Below are 18,044 nucleotides of genomic sequence, written 5' to 3'. Positions count from 1 at the left end.
TTCCCGAACAAGGTGATCTGGTTGAACAACGGTCGACGCGGCCGGATTATTCTCGGAAAGAATTCATTTACCTTGCCCCTGTGGAGATCGTTGACAACAGAACAATGATAGAACATAAAAAGAACATAACCGAACAGGAGGCGTAAATGACCGATTTTTTTCGTGACATGGCAGCATTCACCTCAGTCATCATGTTCGTGGCGAGCTTCGCCGTGGTGATGAGCGCATTGTGAGTTCACGCGACTCCGCTTCGCCTCGGACTGGACGGGCGCCGGCTCGACCCGCTACAACGGGTCAAAGAATCCAGGTGAAGCGACATGGCCGACGCGGACGCAATTTCTCCCCTCGAGGGTTTGGCTGAGACGCCGCAATTCGTGCATCTTCGGGCGCACTCCGCCTATTCGCTGCTGGAAGGGGCCTTGCCGGTCAAGAAGATCATCGCCAAGGCGGTGGCCGACCAGCAGCCGGCTTTGGCGCTGACCGACACCAACAATCTGTTCGCGGCGCTGGAATTCTCCAAGCTCGCGTCGGGCGACGGGCTGCAGCCGATCATCGGCTGCCAGCTGTCGATCGATTTCGAGGACGAGGTCGCCGACGAGCGCAGCCGCCAGCCGCAGATGCGGAAGCTTCCGGCGATCGTGCTGCTGGCGGCGACCGCGGACGGCTATAACGTGGTCTCCAATCTCGTCAGCCGCGCCTATATGGAGGGCGACGGGCCGGGCACGATCCACATCAAGCGCTCCTGGCTGAATCACGGCGCCGAGGGCGTGATCGCCCTGACCGGCGGCGTGGCGGGGCCTGTCGACATGGCCCTGCGCGAAGGCCATGCCGCACTCGCTTCGTCGCGGCTCAGATCTCTGGCCGATTATTTCCCGGACCGGCTCTATGTCGAAATCCAGCGCCATGCCGGTTATGACCGCCGCCATGAAAACCGCATGCTGGAGCTGGCTTATGGGCTGGAACTGCCGATCGTCGCCACCAATGAGCCCTTCTTTCCGGCCGCCGACGATTTCGAGGCGCATGACGCGCTGATGGCGGTGGCGCATGGCGCGTTGGTGTCCGACGACAGCCGTTTCCGGCTGACTCGCGACCACTACTTCAAGAGCCGGGCGGAAATGGCGAAACTCTTCGCCGATCTGCCGGAAGCGATCGAGAACACGGTCGAAATCGCCCGCCGCTGCGCCTTCATGCTCAAGGGCGTCGCGCCGATCCTGCCGCGCTTCACCGGCGCCTCCGACGATCACGCCGCCGCCGAAAAGGCCGAGTCCGACGAACTTTCGCGCCAGGCCTGGGAAGGCCTGCGGATGCGGCTTGACACGATCGGCCTCGCCAACGGCTATACCGAGAAGGACTACAACGAGCGGCTCGATTTCGAACTGTCGATCATCACCAAAATGAAGTTCCCCGGCTACTTTCTCATCGTGGCGGACTTCATCAAATGGGCCAAGCAGCACGACATTCCGGTCGGCCCGGGCCGTGGTTCCGGCGCAGGCTCGCTGGTGGCCTACGCTCTGACCATCACCGACATCGACCCCTTGCGCTTTTCGCTGCTGTTCGAACGCTTCCTCAATCCCGAACGCGTCTCGATGCCCGACTTCGATATCGACTTTTGCCAGGATCGCCGCGAAGAGGTGATCCGCTATGTGCAGCAGAAATACGGCCGCGAGCAGGTGGCGCAGATCATCACCTTCGGATCGCTGCAGGCGCGGGCGGCGCTGCGCGACGTCGGTCGCGTGCTCGAGATGCCCTATGGCCAGGTCGACCGCATCTGCAAGCTGGTGCCCAACAATCCGGCCAATCCGACGCCGCTCTATAAGGCCATCGAGGAGGAGCCGCGCCTGAAGGAGGAGGCGGAGAAGGAGCCGGTCGTCGCCCGCCTGCTCAACATCGCCCAGAAGATCGAAGGCCTCTATCGTCACGCCTCCACCCACGCCGCCGGCATCGTCATCGGCGACCGGCCGCTCGCGCAACTCGTGCCGCTTTACCGAGACCCGCGCTCGGACATGCCGGTCACCCAGTTCAATATGAAATGGGTGGAGCAGGCGGGGCTGGTGAAGTTCGACTTCCTCGGCCTCAAGACGCTCACGGTGCTCAAAGTCGCCGTCGACTTCATCGCCAAGCGCAACATTTCCGTCGATCTCTCCGCCCTGCCGCTCGACGACAAACTCACCTATGAGATGCTCTCGCGCGGCGAGACGGTCGGTGTGTTCCAGGTGGAAAGCGCGGGCATGCGCAAGGCGCTGATCGGCATGCGGCCCGACTGCATCGAGGACATCATCGCGCTCGTGGCGCTCTACCGCCCGGGCCCGATGGAGAACATCCCGGTCTACAACGCCCGCAAACATGGCGAGGAGGAGATCGAGTCGGTCCATCCGACCATCGACTACCTGCTCAAGGAAACCCAGGGCGTCATCGTCTACCAGGAACAGGTCATGCAAATCGCCCAGGTTCTGTCGGGCTATTCGCTCGGCGAAGCCGACCTTCTGCGCCGCGCCATGGGTAAGAAGATCAAGGAGGAGATGGACAAGCAGCGCGAGCGCTTCGTCGAGGGCGCTATCGCCAACAAGGTCTCAAAGCCGCAAGCCAACCTGATCTTCGACCTGCTCGCCAAATTCGCCAATTACGGCTTCAACAAATCCCACGCCGCGGCCTATGCCGTGGTCTCCTATCAGACCGCCTATCTCAAGGCGCATTACCCGGTGGAGTTCCTGGCCGCGTCGATGACGCTTGACATGGCCAACACCGAAAAGGTCAACGACTTCCGCCAGGACGCCATGCGGCTCGGCATCAAGATCGTGCCGCCTTCGGTGCAGACCTCGTTCCGCCGTTTCGAGACCGGCGACAATTGCATCTTCTATTCGCTCGCCGCCATCAAAGGCGTCGGCGAGGCGGTGGTCGACCACATCGTCGAGGCCCGCGGCGACACGCCCTTCGAAAGCCTCGAGGATTTCTGCCTGCGCACCGATCCCAAGCTCGTCAACCGCCGCGTCTGGGAAAGCCTGATCTCGGCCGGGGCCTTCGATTGTTTCAACGTCGACCGCGCCACGCTGGCGGCCGGCATCGACCGTCTCATGGCTTATGCCCAGCGCGCCGTGCAGAACAAGACCAGCGGACAGTCGGACATGTTCGGCTCGGGCGCGTCTGGTCCCGAGAAAATCGGCCTTCAACCGACCGCCCTTTGGCTGGCCTCGGAAAAGCTGCTCAAGGAATTCCAGGTTCTCGGCTTCTATCTCACCGCTCATCCGCTCGACGCCTATCAGGCGGTGCTGACGAAACTCCGGGTGCAGACCTTCGCCAATTTCACCAATGCGGTAAAGCAGGGCAAGGCGCCGGGGCGGCTCGCGGGCACGGTCATCTCCAAGCAGGAACGCAAGACGCGCACCGGCAACAAGATGGGCATCGTCGCCTTCTCGGACTCCTCAGGCCAGTTCGAGGCGGTGATGTTCTCCGAGACCTTGGCGCAATATCGCGACCTTCTCGAAACCGGCAAATCCTATGTGATCGGCGTCGAAGCCGAGGAGCGGCCGGAAGGCGTGAGCCTGCGCATCCAGTCGGTTCAGTCGCTGGAGGAAAAGTCGGTGCAGATGCAGAAGGCGATGCGCATTTTCGTGCGTGACGCCGCGCCCCTGCGCTCGGTGGCGACCCATCTCAACAAGCGCGGCGAAGGCGTCGTATCGTTCATCGTCATCAAGGACGAGGGCAAGCGCGAGATCGAGGTGGAACTGCCCGAACGCTTTCGCATCTCGCCGGAGATCGCCGCCGCCATGCGCGCCACCCCCGGCGTGATCGACATCGAACTGGTCTGATCGGTTTCAGGCCTCTGCTTCTGCGTCGGCGCGGCGGGTGAGAAAGAGCATCGCCAGCGCCGCCGTCATCGCGAGCCCGGCGGTGGCGATCGCCGCCTGAAAGCTGAAGGCGGTGGCGATGAGACCGGTCATCGTGCTGGCCGTCAGCGACCCCAAAAACAGGCTGTTCATGTAGAGCGAGGTAGCGCGACCGATGCGGCCTCGGGCGAAACCCTGCATGAAACTCACGGCCACGCCCGCGAAAAGCCCGAAATAGGCGCCCTCCATCAGCGCGCCCAAAGCCATCAGCGGCAGGCTGGTCGCCTCATGCAGGACGGCGAAGGCCGCCATGCCGGCGACGGCGGCGAAATACAGCGCGTTGCGGCGCCCGATGCGCTCGGTGATGTAGGACGAGCCCATGATGGCCACTATTTCCGCCAGGCATTTAAAGGTCAGCGACAGACCCGGCGCATAGACCGGCAGATGCGCTTCGCGGATATAGAACAGCGGCAGCGCCGAGGCGCAGAGCACATGGGCGATGTTGAACAGGAAGCAAGCTCCTGCGGCGAGCCAGAGCGGGCGGTTGTCGAACCAGCCCGGATTTTCGGAAGCCGAACGCGTTTCGCGTTTCTCCGTCCGAAAGTCGCGCGGCAGGCTGATCGCGGTCGTGGCCAGGGCGGCGATCGACAGCGCCAGCACGAACAGGAAGACGTAGAATGAGCCGCCGCGCGCGGCGATCAGATAGGAGAGGGCGGGGCCGAACATCCAGCCGGTCGACACCATCGTGCGGACCTTGGCGTTGTAGCGCTGCACGTCGAGGCCGTTACGCTCCGCGAACAAGCGACCGAGGATGTAGACGGCCGAGACGCCTGCGCCCGCAAGCGCCAGACAGGGCGCCGCCGCCAGCAGCACGGTGGGATAGGTGGGGACGATGAGAACCGCGAGACTCGCCGCCATCAGCCCGATATTGCCAACCGCAACATAATCGAACATCCGGCCGCCCCGGTCGATGCGCTCGCCGACCACGCGGTTGCAGAGCATCGTCAGCAGGCTCGCGGCCACGGAATAACCCGTCACATGCAGGGCGCTCATATGGAGCTCCTGCATGATGAAATAGGCCATGAACGGGATCATGGCGGAATTGCCGAGCGCGGTCACGAAAAGCGACAGCAGAATCAGCCGTGCGGAACGAGTGGTCGCGGCGTTCATGGGAGGGATGCGGAACCGGGATGACGAAAGGAAAGCGAATCCTGCCTAGACCCGCCGACGTGGCGCGGCAAGCCGTCTCCCGCGCCCAGCCGGAGCGCTTGTCGTTTTCAGCGGCTCTGTTGCCGACTTGCCCAACGCAAAACCGCCGGGCGATGCGACGCCCGGCGGCTCAGGAGATCGTCATTGGAATGGAAGGCTCACCCGGCCTTGCGCGGCTCGACGGTCGTGGTGATGAAATCGGTGCCGTCGCCGGTGTTGAGCGTGTCCTGCGCGTCGGTGATGGTGAGGGAGGAGCCGCTGCCCATCATCATTTCGATCTTGTCGCGAAGGTCGGTGGGGATCGAGATCCGTTCGAAGGCGGTTTGGGCGGCATCCTCGGCCTCGGCGTCCGGATAGCGGTCGATGCCGAGGCGGGCCGCTTGTTTCGCCGGGATCCGGTTGTCGAGCGTGACGCCGTACCAGTCGGCGCGGCGCTGGGCGGGATGCACGGCGACGGCGTGATAGAAATGCGTGCCGAGCGCCAGGTCCGGCTCGTTGATGTCGACCGGGCCGTCGAAGACCGGCTTGAACTTCTGGCGGGCGTAGAGCCACCCGGTCGGGGCCTTGCGGTTCAGCACTTTATAGATGGACGTGCGGAGCGCGGCGTTCATCTGTCCGGTCGGCTTCTGGCCGTGCAGGCTCTGATAAGCCTTGATCGCCTTGGCGGTCTTGGCGGTCGGCGTTCCCGTCTCGTCGCCGGCTTCATAGCCGAGTTGGTTCAGCATGGCCTGGACTTCGCGCAACGCGTGACGTTCGGTCACCCGCGTGATCAGCAGTTTCAGCGCAGGCTGCGGCTTGGGCAGTTCCGCCACCGCGCCCGCTCCGAGCTTCGGCAGGGTTTCGGCGGCCGCGATTTCGACGGCCGAATCGCCCGCCGGCATGCTGGGCCGCATGGCCGCATCGCTCAACAGGTCGCCGTCTCGGGCCGGATAGCGCGGCTTGAACAGGCCGATTTCGGGCATCGGCTGCGGCGCCATTTCACGGTCTGCGATCACCACATGGTAGCCGCGCTTGGTCATGCCGAACAGCATCTTGGCGAAGTCGCGCGGCATGCGCACGCATCCATGCGACGCCGGATAGCGCGGCACATGCGCCGATTCATGCAAGGCGATGCCGGACCAGGTCAGCCGTTGCATGAAGGGCATCGGCGCGTCGTCGTAGAGATTGGAAAAATGGGTCTTGCGCTTTTCGAGCACCGAGAAGATCCCGGACGGCGTTGTATGGCCGGGTTTTCCGGTGGAGACGTTGCTGGTCGCCACCAGCGCCGCGCCGTCATAAACCGCCAAGCTTTGTTTGTCCTTGGACACGAAGATCTGCAGGGGATCGTCGCTCTCCGCTTTGGCTGTTGCGCCGAAGAGAAATGTCGTCGCCAGAGCCAGTCCCAAAATGGCGCGAAAATTCATGGGCGTTCTCCACACTATACTGTCGCCTCGAAAACTATAGAAGATCAATTACGAAAGATTTTCAAGGGGCGCTGTTTCCACGGAAACATGCATAGGTGTGAAAACATGGTTTATGCTTGGTAAATGCGCGAGGAGAATGTTGCCGTCTCGGCTCAAGGCCCATGCCCGCGCTTGCCGCGCCCGAACGTGTAGCCGGTCTCGATGCTCTTGACGCCGAACTTGTCCCTGAGCTTGTCCATGGCGGCCTCGGCGGCTGCACGCCTGCCGGCGTCGGGATCGACGAGATCAGGCGGATCGGCCTGACCCTCGTCGCAGAGATCTGTGACGCCGATGCCGATCAGGCGGAATTTCGTGCCGTCGAGCTCCTTGTCGAGCAGGGACAGGCCTTCACGAAAGATCCGGTCGGCGAGCTGGGTCGGAGGGTCGAGCCGCCGGTTGCGGGTTCGCAATTTGAAGTCCGCGGTCTTCAGCTTCAGCACGACGGTCCGGCCCGCAGTCGCGGTCTTCTTCAGCCGCTTCGACACTTGTTCGGCCAGCGCGCGCAGAGGAGGCGTCAGCGCCTCTACCGAGGCGTGGTCGTCGAAGAAGGTGGTTTCGGCCGACACGCTCTTGGCCTCGTCGTTCAGATGCACCCGGCGATCGTCTATGCCCCGCGACAAGGAATAGAGCCGCCGACCCATGACGCCGTAGCGGCGCATGAGATCGCTCTCCTCCATCTGCTGCAATTGGCCAATCTGGGTCACGCCATCCCGCGCGAGCGTCTCGGCAAACGCCTTGCCGACGCCCCAGATCAGCGTCACCGGCTTGGGTTTGAGAAACTCCACCGCTTCGACCTCGCCGATCACGGAAAAGCCGCGCGGCTTGTTCATGTCCGAGGCGACCTTGGCCAGGAATTTGCAATAGGACAGCCCGACCGAGATGGTGATCCCGATCTCTTGCTCGACCCGCCTGGCGAATTTCGCCAAGGTCCGCGCCGGCGGATCGTGATGCAGCCGTTCCGTCCCGGCGAGATCGAGGAACGCCTCGTCGATGGACAGCGGCTGCACCAGCGGCGTCAGATCCTGCATCATGGTTCGGATCTGGCGACCGACGCGGGCGTATTTCTCCATGTCCGGCTTGACGACGACAGCGTCCGGGCAGGCTTCGAGCGCCTTGAACATCGGCATGGCGCTTTTGACGCCGCGGATGCGGGCGATATAGCACGCGGTCGACACCACGCCGCGCTTGCCGCCGCCGACGATCACCGGCTTGTCGGCGAGTTCCGGATTGTCTCGCTTCTCCACCGAGGCGTAGAAGGCGTCGCAATCGACATGGGCGACCGTCAGCTGGAAGAGTTCCGGATGACGGAGCAGGCGAGGGCTGCCGCATTTGCCGCAGCGACGCGCCCCGGCGGCCGCGGGCGCCAGGCAATCACGGCAGAAACCGGACACTCTCTCGACATCGGCCATGGCGATCGGAACAAAGATTGAACGGAGCGACCCTATCGACAGCCGGGATCGCGCTCAAGCGCAATCATCGCTGTATGCCGGAATTCTCAATCCTGGCCGAAATGGCCGCGGATCAACAACTCCGCCTCCAGCCAGCTTTCCGCCTTATGGATGCGCTCACCGGGATCGGGCGCCATGGCGCGGAAGATGTCGTTGGCCATCAGGTTGATCAACAGGCAATCCGGAGCATGGGTCCGCACCGAATGAAGATTGGTGAAGATGTCGTCGACGAAGGCGGCCGGCACGCCGCGATCGGAGATCAATTGATTGACCACGGGCCCTTTCGGCTCTTCCGTGGCGATCATCGGGAAGTGAAATCCGAACAGATCGAGCAGCGCCCGCCGCACGCCCTGATGTCGCGGCGGCATCGCGGTGAGCAGCACGATATCGGCGCCGGCGCTCAGCCGCTCCAGGGTCTCGCGCGCGTTGCGCGCGGGTTTTTGCCATTTGTCCTGTGTGCGGAAGAACTCTTCCTGAAAGGCCTCGACGGCCTCCGCCGTCGCCGCCTCGCCGCCGACATGCCTGATATTGCCATGCAGCCTGAAGGAATCGGGATGCAGCCGATGATCGACGGATTCCAGATAGGCGTGAAACGGATCGAGGAATTCGAGGATCACTTCGTCGACGTCGCAGACGAGCAGCGGTCGCGCAGACGAGGCGAGGGAGGCGAGCACGGCGTCGATCACAGCCAGACCCCTTCGCCAGGACCGGCGAAATGCCGATGCGCCGCCTGGATCCATTCGACGGGAACGCCGCTCTCGGCGCTGAAAGCCATCAGGGTCGGCTCGTGATTCATCAGGAAGCCGGTCAGGCCGCCGAAAAAGCCGGGCTCGCCGGCCGCGCGCCGGATGTCGCGCGCCTCGATGCCGGTCATGGCGAGAAAGCGCGACATCAGGTCGTCCTGACCCGAAAGCCAGGCGAGGATCTTCACGGCAATCTCGTCGGCCTGTTCGGGCGTGACTGAGGCGGGCGGGCGGCTTGGGTTTTTCATGGGCTTCATTACGTCTTTGTAAACTGAATCGCCGTAAGGTCGATCGGACCGACCGTGTAAATACTGCATGCCGTCCTTAAATGGGACTCGAAAACGTCAGGCGCGCAGATGAAGGGTATTTTGGAACCGCCATGCCGAAACAGGTGATGATCGTCGAGGACAACGAGCTCAACATGAAGCTCTTTCGAGACCTGATCGAGGCGTCGGGATACAAGACCATCCAGACGCGCAACGGCATGGAGGCGCTCGATCTCGCTCGCCAGCATCGCCCCGATCTCATTCTCATGGATATCCAGCTGCCGGAAGTTTCGGGCCTCGAAGTCACGAAATGGCTGAAGGAAGACGACGAACTGCATGTCATTCCCGTCATCGCCGTCACCGCCTTCGCGATGAAGGGCGACGAGGAGCGAATCCGCCAGGGCGGTTGCGAAGCCTATATTTCCAAGCCGATTTCGGTGCCGAAATTTCTGGAAACCATCAAAACCTATCTGGGCGACGCCTGACCTGGAGCCCTCATGACCGCGCGTATCCTTGTCGTCGACGATATCCCCGCCAATCTGAAGCTGCTCGAAGCGCGGCTCATTGCGGAATATTTCGAGGTGCTGACGGCGGATGACGGCTATAAATGCCTCGATATCTGCGCCAAGACCCCCGTCGACGTCATCCTGCTCGACATTATGATGCCGGGGATCGACGGGTTCGAAGTCTGCGAACGCCTCAAGGCCAATCCGCGCACCGCGCATATCCCCGTGGTCATGGTCACCGCGCTCGATCAGGCTTCCGATCGCGTGCGCGGGCTGAAAGCCGGCGCCGACGATTTTCTCACCAAGCCGGTCAACGACCTGCAATTGATGGCGCGGGTGAAGAGCCTGGTTCGCCTCAAGATGCTGAACGACGAATTGCGCCTCCGCGCCGAGACGGCGCGCAGCGTCGGACTCGACATGGCGTCCTTCAACGCCGATCGCGATCAGGGCGAGCCGGCCAATGTGCTGCTGGTCGACGGCCGCGCCAATTCGCAGGAGCGCATCGCCCGCACCTTGAAGCCGATTGCCGAAGTCAGGGCCATTTCCGACCCGCAGGCCGCGATCTTCGATGCGGCGGAAGGCGAGTACGATCTGGTGATCGTCAATTCCAATTTCGACGAATATGATCCCTTGCGGCTGTGTTCTCAGCTGCGCTCGCTGGAACGATCCCGGTTCATTCCCATTCTTCTGGTGGTCGATCAGGGTGGCGAAGCCATGGTGGTGCGGGCGCTCGAACTGGGCGTCAACGACTATATTCTCCGGCCGATCGAGCCGAATGAGCTTCTCGTGCGCTGCCTTACGCAGATCCGCCGCAAGCGGGCCAACGATCAACTGCGCGCCGGCCTCGAACAGACGCTCGAACTGGCGGTGACGGACGGCCTCACGGGCCTCAACAATCGCCGCTATCTCGACCGCCATCTCAAGACGTTGTTCGAACGCGCCCTTGTTCGCGGACGGCCGTTGTCGCTGCTCATCACCGATATCGACCGCTTCAAGTCGGTCAACGACACCTATGGTCATGACGCGGGCGACGAAGTGCTGCGCGAATTCGCCAACCGCGTGCGCCAGACGGTGCGCGGGGCGGATCTCGCCTGCCGCTTCGGCGGCGAGGAATTCGTGGTGGTCATGCCCGACACCACGCCCGATGTCGCCGCCGTCGTCGCTGAACGGTTGCGCGCCGTGGTGGAAATCGAGGCTTTCAAGCTTCGCGGCGCGGGGCTCACCTTGCCGATCACCGCCTCGATCGGCATTTCCTCCACCGTATGGGGCGCAGAGACGCCGGATCAACTTCTCAAGCAAGCCGACAAGGCGCTCTATGAGGCCAAGCATGCAGGGCGCAACCGCGTCGTCGCTGCCGCAGCCTGATCACCAGCCGCATTTGGACGAGTCGGAACAATTTCGCGAGTGAGTCTCCGATGTTTTTGCGGAATTGCCCGCGAAGCAGGCGCGATTCATGAAAATTACGCCTGGTCAAGAGTCCCGCCGGGTCATCGGACCATAGTTATCCACAGCTTTGTTGAGGAAAATGCCGCCGTCGAGAAACCCGCTTGACGACAACGACTCAATCCTCGGCCCCTTAGGGTTGCTGATGGAAGCCGGACAGTACAAATCAATAAAACCCTGAAATCTCATTTAATATGACAAATTGGCATTTTTCAATGATTTCAGGGTCCTATGCGGTTTGTTTGGAATGGCGCTTAAGTGAGCATTTCTGAGTCTACCTGCCATAACTTGTGCAAGGCTTGCTCGCTTGTTGCTCATATTTCAGCGTTGTTACAAATGCACATTTTGAGCTTCTTTGTTAGAAACCCGTGAAATATGAATTGTTTCCACTGCATAATGCGCAAGGGGCCGTTGATTTCCGCCCGATTCCCGGTCATGTTCATTTTAACGGTTGGGAAACAAAACCTTACCAGCTACCCCATGATGCTCAGGTCCGCCGCATCTCCTGAATCGTGGGGCCGGTCGGTCAGATGTAAAATACGCGGAGTCCTCGTTCTGCCATTACGCTGACCGACCCCCAATTCGAAAGCGCCGTCTTGCACAGCAAGGCGGCGCTTTTGTCATGAAGGGGCAGATCGCGCAACCGTTATTTTTCCGGCAGGGCGTCGTGGAAATGCGCATAGATCAATCGCGCCACCGCCTCCGAGATGCCCTGCACCGCCATCAGATCCTGTATGCCGGCGCGCGACACCGCTTTCGCCGTGCCGAAATGTTGCAGAAGGGCGCGCTTGCGGGTGGGCCCGATGCCGGCCACTTCGTCGAGCGGATTTTTCACCAGCTCCTTCTTCCGCCGCGCCCTGTGTGAGCCGATGGCGAAGCGGTGCGCCTCGTCGCGCATGCGCTGAATGAAGTAGAGCACCGGGTCGCGCGGCGGCAGGGTGAACGAGGCTTTGCCTTGTTGGAAGAATCGCTCGCGACCGGCTTCACGATCTGCGCCCTTGGCGACGCCGATCGCGGTCACGCAATCGGTGATGTCGAGTTCCGCCAGAATGGCCCGCACGGCGGTCATCTGTCCCTGGCCGCCGTCGATCAGGATGACGTCCGGCCACGCGGGTACGACGTCGTCGTCTTCCGGCGGCTTGCTGCGGTCGGGCTTGCCATGCTCCTTGATGAGACGGCTGAAGCGGCGCGTCATCACTTCGCGCATCATGCCGAAGTCGTCGCCGGGCGTCAGGTCCTGGGATTTGATGTTGAACTTGCGGTAGTGGTTCTTGAGGAAGCCGTCCATGCCGGCCACCACCATGCCGCCGACCGCATTCGTCCCCATGATATGGGAGTTGTCGTAGATCTCGATGCGACGGGGCGGGTGGGGAAGGCCGAAGGTTTCCGCCATGCCTGCGAGGAGCCGCGTCTGCGACGACGTCTCTGCGATCTTGCGGCCATGCGCCTCGCGCGCATTGTTGAGCGCGTGGTCCACCACCTCGCGCTTTTCGCCGCGCTGCGGCGCGTGAATTGCGACGCGGAAGCCGGCCCGCTCGGTCAGCGCGTCCGACAACAATTCCATTTCCTCGATCGTTTCCGAGAGGAGAATCTGCCGAGGGCAGGGCTTGTCGTCGTAGAACTGCGCCAGAAACGCGTTCAGCACCTCCGCCGACGTCAGCGACGGGTCGGCCTTCGGGAAATAGGCCCGGTTGCCCCAGTTTTGGCCGGTGCGATAGAAGAACACCTGAATGCAGGAGAGCCCGCCGTCGTGATGGATGGCGAAGACGTCGGCTTCCTCGACGCTGGCGAGATTGATGCCTTGGTGGCTCTGCACATGCGACAGCGCCGCCAAACGGTCGCGATAGACGGCGGCGCGCTCGAAATCCAGATCTTCGGCGGCCTGATTCATCTGGCCGGCGATCTCCGCCTTCACATTCTGGCTCTTGCCGGACAGGAAGTCGCGCGCCTCCCGCACCAGTTCGTCATAGTCCCGATCTGAGACCTCATGGGTGCAGGGGCCCGAACAGCGCTTGATCTGGTAGAGAAGGCAGGGCCGCGTGCGGCTCTCGAACACCGAATCGGTGCAGGTGCGCAGCAGGAAGGCGCGCTGCAGCGAATTGATCGTCCGGCCCACGGCGGTGGCCGAGGCGAAGGGGCCGAAGTAATCGCCTTTGCGCACGCGCGCGCCGCGATGCTTGTAGATCGCCGGAGCGCGATGGCCGCCGGTGATCAGGATATAGGGAAATGACTTGTCGTCGCGCAGCAGCACGTTGAAGCGCGGGCGCAGCCGCTTGATCAGATTGGCTTCGAGCAGCAGCGCCTCGGTTTCCGTCCGGGTGATGACGAATTCCATATTGGCGGTTTCGCGCACCATCCGCGCCGTACGGTTGGAATGCACCCGGCCCTGGGCGTAATTGCCGACGCGCTTTTTCAGCGACCGCGCCTTGCCGACATACAACACCTCGTTTTCGGCGTTGAGCATGCGGTAGACGCCGGGACTGTTGGGGAGTCGCTTGACGAATTCCCCGATCAGCTCCATGCCGGTCAGCCCGGTTTCCGGCAGCGGCGTTTCGCGCCAGGCGATATCGGGACCCTTGACGGCGACGATCTCGGCGTCGTCGGTCTCGTCGAACTCGTCTTCCGTCAGATTTTCGTCATAGAGAACGCCGCCATCCTTCGGCGTCATTGCCGTCATTCCTTGATCTCCGCGACATCCGGGGTTTGCCAGGCGAGATGTTGCCCGCCGTCCAAAGCGATCATCTGGCCCGTGATCGACGGCGTGTCAAAGAGAAAACGAATGGTGCGGCCGAATTCCGGAAGCGCGGGACCGGCTTTCAGGATCAGTCCCTCCACCTGCGCTGCGAAGTCCGCGTCGCTCTGCCGCTCGTTCTTCAGCGTCGGGCCGGGACCGATCGCATTGACCCGGATTTTCGGCGCGAGCGCCTGAGCCAGGGTCTGCGTTGCAGTCCAGAGCGCGGCCTTGGACAGCGTATAGGTGAAGAATCGCGGATTGAGCGCCCAGACCCGTTGATCGACCATGTTCACGACCAGCCCCTGCGCATGCTCGGGCAATTGCGCTGCGAAATCACGGATGAGGGCGGCCGGCGCCTTCACATGCACGGCGAAATGCCGTTCGAACACCGCCTCGTCGAAGCTCTCGATGGAATCGTCCTCGAAGATCGAGGCGTTGTTGATCACGAGACCGATAGGCCCCAGCGCCTCGACCGCCGCCGCGATGATCCCGGCGCGCGCCGTGGCGTCGCAGAGATCCGCTTGCACCACGGCGGCCTTGCCGCCCCGGGACCGGATCTCGCTGCAAAGTTCCTGCGCCTGCGCCACGGAGCCGTTGGCGTGGATGGCCACGGCGAAACCGTGCTCGGCAAGATCCTTCACAATCGCTGCGCCGATTCGCGTCGATCCGCCGGTGACCAACGCAGTTTTGATGGAAAATATATTCAACTTATGCGCCTTCTGAATCGCCCGCGGACTTGTCGCTGCAAGATATAGGCATGATACGCGCATGTGCAAATTTCAGATTAAAGCTTTTGTTTACCATGATAATCAAAAATAAGTTTGGAAATTTTTAAAGTATAAGTTTGGTAAATGAATGAATAACTTTGCAAACGACATGAATTGAGGCCTGAATGCCGGAAAATGTCACAACATTGCCTCTTTTGATTAACCGGTTGGTAATGAAAAACGCTTCATTAAGGGTGCATCAGAGCTTTGGATCCTTTTGGGTCATGTCGAAATTCAATAGCGACGCTGGGCGCGACCCAGCACGTCGGATGTAAGGAGAAGAAAATGCGCAATCTGTTCGTGACGCTCGCAGCTTCCACCATGATGCTGTCCGCTCTCACCGCCGCCCAGGCGGCCGACGCCATCGACGAAGTTCCGATCGCGCCGGAAGCCCAGGACGCAATGGCTCCGGTCGGCGGCTGGGACGGCGCCTATGTCGGCGGTCGCGTGACCCAGCAATGGGCGAAGACCGCTCCCGGCGGCTACGACACCAACGGTCTCGGCGGCGGCCTCTATGGCGGCTACAACATGCAGCAGGGCCAGATCGTTTACGGCGGCGAAGCCGACGTCAACTATTCCGGCGTCGATGGCAACAAGAATGGCGTCGAAACCACCCAGCGCCTGAACGGCGCGATCCGTGGCCGCGTGGGCTACGACCTGCAGCCGGCTCTCGTGTACGGCGCCGCTGGTCTGGCCGCCACCAATGTCAAGGCCGAAGACGGCACCTCGGAAGACTCCAAGACGCTGTTCGGCGCGACCATCGGCGCCGGCGTCGAAGCCAAGATCACCGACCAGATCACGGCGCGGACCGAATACCGCTTCACCAACTACCAGACCCAGACCTTCGACCTCGACAGCGGCGCGCGCGACCGCGGCTTCAAGGAGCATCAGGTCTCCGTCGGCCTCGGCATGCGCTTCTGATCCAGCGATCCATAACCGGATCAATCAACCGAAAAGACCCCGTCGCGACGAGCGGCGGGGTTTTGCGCGTTTCGGCGCCGGTGGAACCATCGCCTCGGTGCGCCGTTGAATTCTCGAAGGCCGTGTCCATGCGGCCGTGATCACCGAGGACGAGGATATGGCCGAAGACAGCGAAGACCATCTCGGCGAGGCCGACGGGCAGGGGCGTATCCGCCTCGACAGCCAGGAAGCGCCGGCCGCCTATCAAGTGCGGGCGATCCGCAGCGAAGGCGACGACTACAATATTCTCGTCAGCGTGATGGCGTCGCGCGATTGGCTGCTCGACAACGGCTTCGTCAAATCCGTGGATCTGATCCGCCAGAACGGCAGGGAGGCGGCCATGTATTTCGACGGCGCGCTCGATGTCGGCGACAATATCGCGGTGCGGCTTACGTGCGAGGAAGGATTCAGCGGCTCGGAAGACCAGTTTTTGAGCGTCTATCCGGAATTCGTCGCTTCAGTGAAACCCGGCGTCGCCTGACGTCGCCACATCCGGGAGGATCCCACATGTCCAGATATATCGATACGGATGGAAAAGTGAAGGATGCGCCGATCGTCGATCGCACGGTCGAACGCAACGCCACCGAAGCCCGGCAGGGTTCCAAGGGCGTGCCGGTGCTTTGGGTTCTCGTGGCTGGCCTGATACTGGCGATGTTGGCCTGGGGTGCCGCGGAGATCTATGGCTTCTCGATCGCTCCCGAACAGCCGGACCCGCCTGCAGTCGGCGCCGACAGTAACACCGAGCCTCCCGCTCAGGATGCGATCGACGCGACGCCTGCGCCCGGCGACGTGGAGCCGCAACGCGGCGTCACCCCCTGAAATGAATTATGACAGGCCTATATCAGGCCTGGGGCTTGAGCGCGTCGTAATCAGCGAAGACGCGCTCGAACTTTTTTCGCCAGGACTTCAGCTTGCCGCGCCCCTTTTCCCAATGTCCGGCGAAGCGCAGATCGAGATAGCCGAGGAGCGCCGCCAGCGCAAAATGGCCGCCATGCAGGCTCTTGCCCGTTTTGGGAAGGTTGGCATTGAGATGGTCGAGCGCCCGTTCGACCTTCACCCATTGCCTGTCGATCCAAGGCTGATGCTGCTTGTCTTCGGGGCGGAACCGACGCTCGTAGATGATGGCGATCAGGCAATCCGTGACGCCGTCGCATAACGATTCCAGAACTTCGGCCTCCGTGCGCCGTGTCGGATTGCGCGGATAGAGCTTGCCCTTCGCGTCTCGATTGAAGAACTGCATGATGGCGCCGCTGTCGAACACCGGCGGCGCGTCATCCCGAACGAGACAAGGTATCTTGCCGAGCGGGTTGTTGTCGACCAGCAGCGACGGCTCTTCGTCGGTCTTGACGGCCACGAACTCGACGTCGAGACCGAGATAGCGCGACGCCATGCGGCATTTCGCGGAAAAAGGCGATGTCGACGAGTAGAGCAGCTTCATGGCGCGACTTTCATTGTGCGGAGGGGATAACGACGCTTTTGGCGCGGCAGGATTGGCGATCGACTTCCTCGCATGACCGGAACCCGAGCGATTTCGTCAGGCATATCCGTATCTCTTCGAGTCTGCCGTCGCTGCAGGAAACCGCGACGCCGTCTCGCGGCAGTCCGGGATTCGCCCTGGTCATCAAGGCTTCGATCTCGTCTACGCCGATCCGACGATCTATCTTTCCGTCGAACATCACGGCGGGCAGCTTGATCCGCCGATAGGCGTCTTCGAGGAGGCGGAAATAGCGCTGTTGGCTCAGCCCAGAGCAAGCGCCGTGCTTGCGCCATTGATGACCTGCAAGCCCGATCGACGGCATGACGTCGCCGATCTCTCGCATCATCGCCGACGGAACGCGCTCTGGCTCGTCGCTCTTGCAGAATTGCGGCCAGCCGCGCTCGTTCTGCGGCCAGAGGCCATGAACGATGAATCGTCGCTTTTCTTCGCACTGCGCATCGTCGGCGCGACCCGGATTTGCCGCGCACCAGCTCGGCGACCACGACAGCGACAGGACGTAGAAATCGAAGGACTCGGCCTTTGCCGCCGACCCCGAAAAGCCGGCGATCGACGCCGTGAGTGCGACCAGCAGACGAACTGCGGCGCGCATGGCTGTCACCAGCCGATGGTGGTGCGGAGCGTCGAGCAATCCTTGCCGTAGATCCGCCAGACGTCGAGCCCGGAAATGCAGAAATCGATCCTGGCGACGCCGGGAATGCCGGCGAGATCCTGCGGCGTCGACAGCGTGTACCAGATGTCGCGTTTTTCGTATTTCGAGCCGGCTCCGCCCATCAACGCCACGCCGTGGCAAAATTTCCGGCCGACCCTGTGCAACTCGTCCTTGGGTCGCTCATAGGTCGTCCGCGCATCGACGACTTTCTTTATATAGAGCTTGGTCTTGTTCACCGAACGGAAACGACCGTCGACGCGCTCTTTCAGCGAGGCGAGCACCTTGGCGGAATCGCATTGCGGCGCCGGCATTTTCAGGAACTCGAACGAGAAGGCGGGCTGCGCCGAAACGGCGGAGAGAGCGAGCGAAAAAGCCAAGGCGATCCGGGCGGCGGACATGAAGCGATCTCCTGAAAATACCGCGTGAGCTTTGTCTGGAAGCGGCGCGGGGGTCAAGAGCCTAGCCGATGCGGCGCTGGGCTATGAACCGTTTCTTGGCGTCCCGGTGCGGCGGGGAAGGTGAGGCGTTTTACGTTGTCTCGTCGGTTTCGATTAA

The 18,044-nt window shown here is 62.0% G+C and carries 16 protein-coding genes; 6 read left to right on the top strand and 10 right to left on the bottom strand.

Annotated features, from left to right (window positions below; all coding sequences use genetic code 11):
- Nucleotides 1-317 precede the first annotated feature (317 nt).
- Nucleotides 318-3,806 carry a DNA polymerase III subunit alpha gene (gene dnaE, locus OCK01_RS07420; protein WP_263823201.1) on the top strand — a complete coding sequence of 1,163 codons (3,489 nt, stop codon included), beginning with the start codon at nt 318-320 and terminating at the stop codon, nt 3,804-3,806.
- Between the two features lie 6 nt (nt 3,807-3,812).
- On the opposite strand, the gene OCK01_RS07415 is transcribed toward dnaE, so the two are convergent.
- The 5 genes from OCK01_RS07415 to OCK01_RS07395 form a co-directional block, all read right to left on the bottom strand.
- Nucleotides 3,813-4,994 (bottom strand): MFS transporter, encoded by a 1,182-nt coding sequence (locus OCK01_RS07415; protein ID WP_263823200.1) that lies wholly within the window; start codon nt 4,992-4,994, stop codon nt 3,813-3,815.
- A 197-nt stretch (nt 4,995-5,191) separates the two neighbouring features.
- Complete coding sequence (locus OCK01_RS07410) at nt 5,192-6,436, bottom strand: L,D-transpeptidase family protein (RefSeq protein WP_263823199.1); 1,245 nt, start codon at nt 6,434-6,436, stop codon at nt 5,192-5,194.
- A gap of 152 nt (nt 6,437-6,588) precedes the next feature.
- Complete coding sequence (locus OCK01_RS07405; RefSeq protein ID WP_263823198.1) at nt 6,589-7,884, bottom strand: DNA polymerase IV; 1,296 nt, start codon at nt 7,882-7,884, stop codon at nt 6,589-6,591.
- Between the two features lie 86 nt (nt 7,885-7,970).
- Nucleotides 7,971-8,609, bottom strand: coding sequence for a hypothetical protein (locus OCK01_RS07400; protein ID WP_263823197.1), 639 nt, complete (start codon nt 8,607-8,609; stop codon nt 7,971-7,973).
- Nucleotides 8,606-8,914 (bottom strand): DUF3572 domain-containing protein, encoded by a 309-nt coding sequence (locus tag OCK01_RS07395; RefSeq protein ID WP_263823196.1) that lies wholly within the window; start codon nt 8,912-8,914, stop codon nt 8,606-8,608. Before OCK01_RS07395 ends, OCK01_RS07400 begins: the two co-directional genes overlap by 4 nt.
- A 131-nt stretch (nt 8,915-9,045) precedes the next feature.
- On the opposite strand from OCK01_RS07395, the gene OCK01_RS07390 reads away from it, so the two are divergent.
- The gene (locus OCK01_RS07390) at nt 9,046-9,417 is read left to right on the top strand and encodes a response regulator (protein ID WP_137153959.1); all 372 of its coding nucleotides are present in this window, start codon (nt 9,046-9,048) and stop codon (nt 9,415-9,417) included.
- Between the two features lie 12 nt (nt 9,418-9,429).
- Nucleotides 9,430-10,803 carry a PleD family two-component system response regulator gene (locus OCK01_RS07385; protein ID WP_263823195.1) on the top strand — a complete coding sequence of 458 codons (1,374 nt, stop codon included), beginning with the start codon at nt 9,430-9,432 and terminating at the stop codon, nt 10,801-10,803.
- Nucleotides 10,804-11,527: 724 nt separating this feature from the next.
- Here OCK01_RS07385 and uvrC read toward each other — a convergent pair.
- Nucleotides 11,528-13,558 carry an excinuclease ABC subunit UvrC gene (uvrC, locus tag OCK01_RS07380; protein WP_263823194.1) on the bottom strand — a complete coding sequence of 677 codons (2,031 nt, stop codon included), beginning with the start codon at nt 13,556-13,558 and terminating at the stop codon, nt 11,528-11,530.
- Nucleotides 13,555-14,322: an SDR family oxidoreductase gene (locus OCK01_RS07375; RefSeq protein ID WP_263823193.1), complete on the bottom strand. Its 768-nt coding sequence runs from the start codon at nt 14,320-14,322 to the stop codon at nt 13,555-13,557. The genes uvrC and OCK01_RS07375 overlap by 4 nt, the downstream gene beginning before the upstream one ends.
- Nucleotides 14,323-14,667: 345 nt before the next feature.
- Between OCK01_RS07375 and OCK01_RS07370 the strand changes: the two genes are divergently transcribed.
- The 3 genes from OCK01_RS07370 to OCK01_RS07360 all read left to right on the top strand — a co-directional run bounded on the left by OCK01_RS07370 (nt 14,668) and on the right by OCK01_RS07360 (nt 16,161).
- A complete protein-coding gene (locus tag OCK01_RS07370; RefSeq protein ID WP_182826666.1) occupies nt 14,668-15,303 on the top strand; it encodes an outer membrane protein in 636 nt (211 codons plus the stop codon).
- A gap of 157 nt (nt 15,304-15,460) precedes the next feature.
- Nucleotides 15,461-15,823 carry a hypothetical protein gene (locus tag OCK01_RS07365; RefSeq protein ID WP_263823192.1) on the top strand — a complete coding sequence of 121 codons (363 nt, stop codon included), beginning with the start codon at nt 15,461-15,463 and terminating at the stop codon, nt 15,821-15,823.
- Between the two features lie 26 nt (nt 15,824-15,849).
- The gene (locus OCK01_RS07360; protein ID WP_182829466.1) at nt 15,850-16,161 is read left to right on the top strand and encodes a hypothetical protein; all 312 of its coding nucleotides are present in this window, start codon (nt 15,850-15,852) and stop codon (nt 16,159-16,161) included.
- Nucleotides 16,162-16,183: 22 nt separating this feature from the next.
- Here the strand turns inward: OCK01_RS07360 and OCK01_RS07355 are convergent, their stop codons facing one another.
- Genes OCK01_RS07355 through OCK01_RS07345 form a run of 3 tightly spaced genes read right to left on the bottom strand, consistent with a single transcriptional unit; the run spans nt 16,184 to nt 17,887 of the window.
- Nucleotides 16,184-16,780: a glutathione S-transferase family protein gene (locus OCK01_RS07355; protein WP_263823191.1), complete on the bottom strand. Its 597-nt coding sequence runs from the start codon at nt 16,778-16,780 to the stop codon at nt 16,184-16,186.
- Between the two features lie 10 nt (nt 16,781-16,790).
- Nucleotides 16,791-17,429: a ribonuclease T2 family protein gene (locus OCK01_RS07350; RefSeq protein ID WP_182829262.1), complete on the bottom strand. Its 639-nt coding sequence runs from the start codon at nt 17,427-17,429 to the stop codon at nt 16,791-16,793.
- 5 nt (nt 17,430-17,434) lie between these two features.
- Complete coding sequence (locus tag OCK01_RS07345) at nt 17,435-17,887, bottom strand: hypothetical protein (RefSeq protein ID WP_263823190.1); 453 nt, start codon at nt 17,885-17,887, stop codon at nt 17,435-17,437.
- Nucleotides 17,888-18,044 lie beyond the last annotated feature (157 nt).

This window comes from Rhizobium sp. TRM95796, assembly GCF_025779995.1.
In the GTDB taxonomy this organism is placed as follows: Bacteria; Pseudomonadota; Alphaproteobacteria; order Rhizobiales; family Rhizobiaceae; genus Rhizobium_E.
Note: the sequence above shows the minus strand (reverse complement) of the source record. Positions and strands in the feature narration are given on the sequence as shown.

Coding starts and splice junctions, on each gene's coding strand:
- dnaE (WP_263823201.1), top strand. CDS start 318: ATGGCCGACGCGGACGCAATTTCTCCCCTCGAGGGTTTGGCTGAGACG.
- OCK01_RS07415 (WP_263823200.1), bottom strand. CDS start 4,994: ATGAACGCCGCGACCACTCGTTCCGCACGGCTGATTCTGCTGTCGCTT.
- OCK01_RS07410 (WP_263823199.1), bottom strand. CDS start 6,436: ATGAATTTTCGCGCCATTTTGGGACTGGCTCTGGCGACGACATTTCTC.
- OCK01_RS07405 (WP_263823198.1), bottom strand. CDS start 7,884: ATGGCCGATGTCGAGAGAGTGTCCGGTTTCTGCCGTGATTGCCTGGCG.
- OCK01_RS07395 (WP_263823196.1), bottom strand. CDS start 8,914: ATGAAAAACCCAAGCCGCCCGCCCGCCTCAGTCACGCCCGAACAGGCC.
- OCK01_RS07390 (WP_137153959.1), top strand. CDS start 9,046: ATGCCGAAACAGGTGATGATCGTCGAGGACAACGAGCTCAACATGAAG.
- OCK01_RS07385 (WP_263823195.1), top strand. CDS start 9,430: ATGACCGCGCGTATCCTTGTCGTCGACGATATCCCCGCCAATCTGAAG.
- uvrC (WP_263823194.1), bottom strand. CDS start 13,558: ATGACGGCAATGACGCCGAAGGATGGCGGCGTTCTCTATGACGAAAAT.
- OCK01_RS07370 (WP_182826666.1), top strand. CDS start 14,668: ATGCGCAATCTGTTCGTGACGCTCGCAGCTTCCACCATGATGCTGTCC.
- OCK01_RS07365 (WP_263823192.1), top strand. CDS start 15,461: ATGGCCGAAGACAGCGAAGACCATCTCGGCGAGGCCGACGGGCAGGGG.
- OCK01_RS07360 (WP_182829466.1), top strand. CDS start 15,850: ATGTCCAGATATATCGATACGGATGGAAAAGTGAAGGATGCGCCGATC.
- OCK01_RS07355 (WP_263823191.1), bottom strand. CDS start 16,780: ATGAAGCTGCTCTACTCGTCGACATCGCCTTTTTCCGCGAAATGCCGC.
- OCK01_RS07350 (WP_182829262.1), bottom strand. CDS start 17,429: ATGCGCGCCGCAGTTCGTCTGCTGGTCGCACTCACGGCGTCGATCGCC.
- OCK01_RS07345 (WP_263823190.1), bottom strand. CDS start 17,887: ATGTCCGCCGCCCGGATCGCCTTGGCTTTTTCGCTCGCTCTCTCCGCC.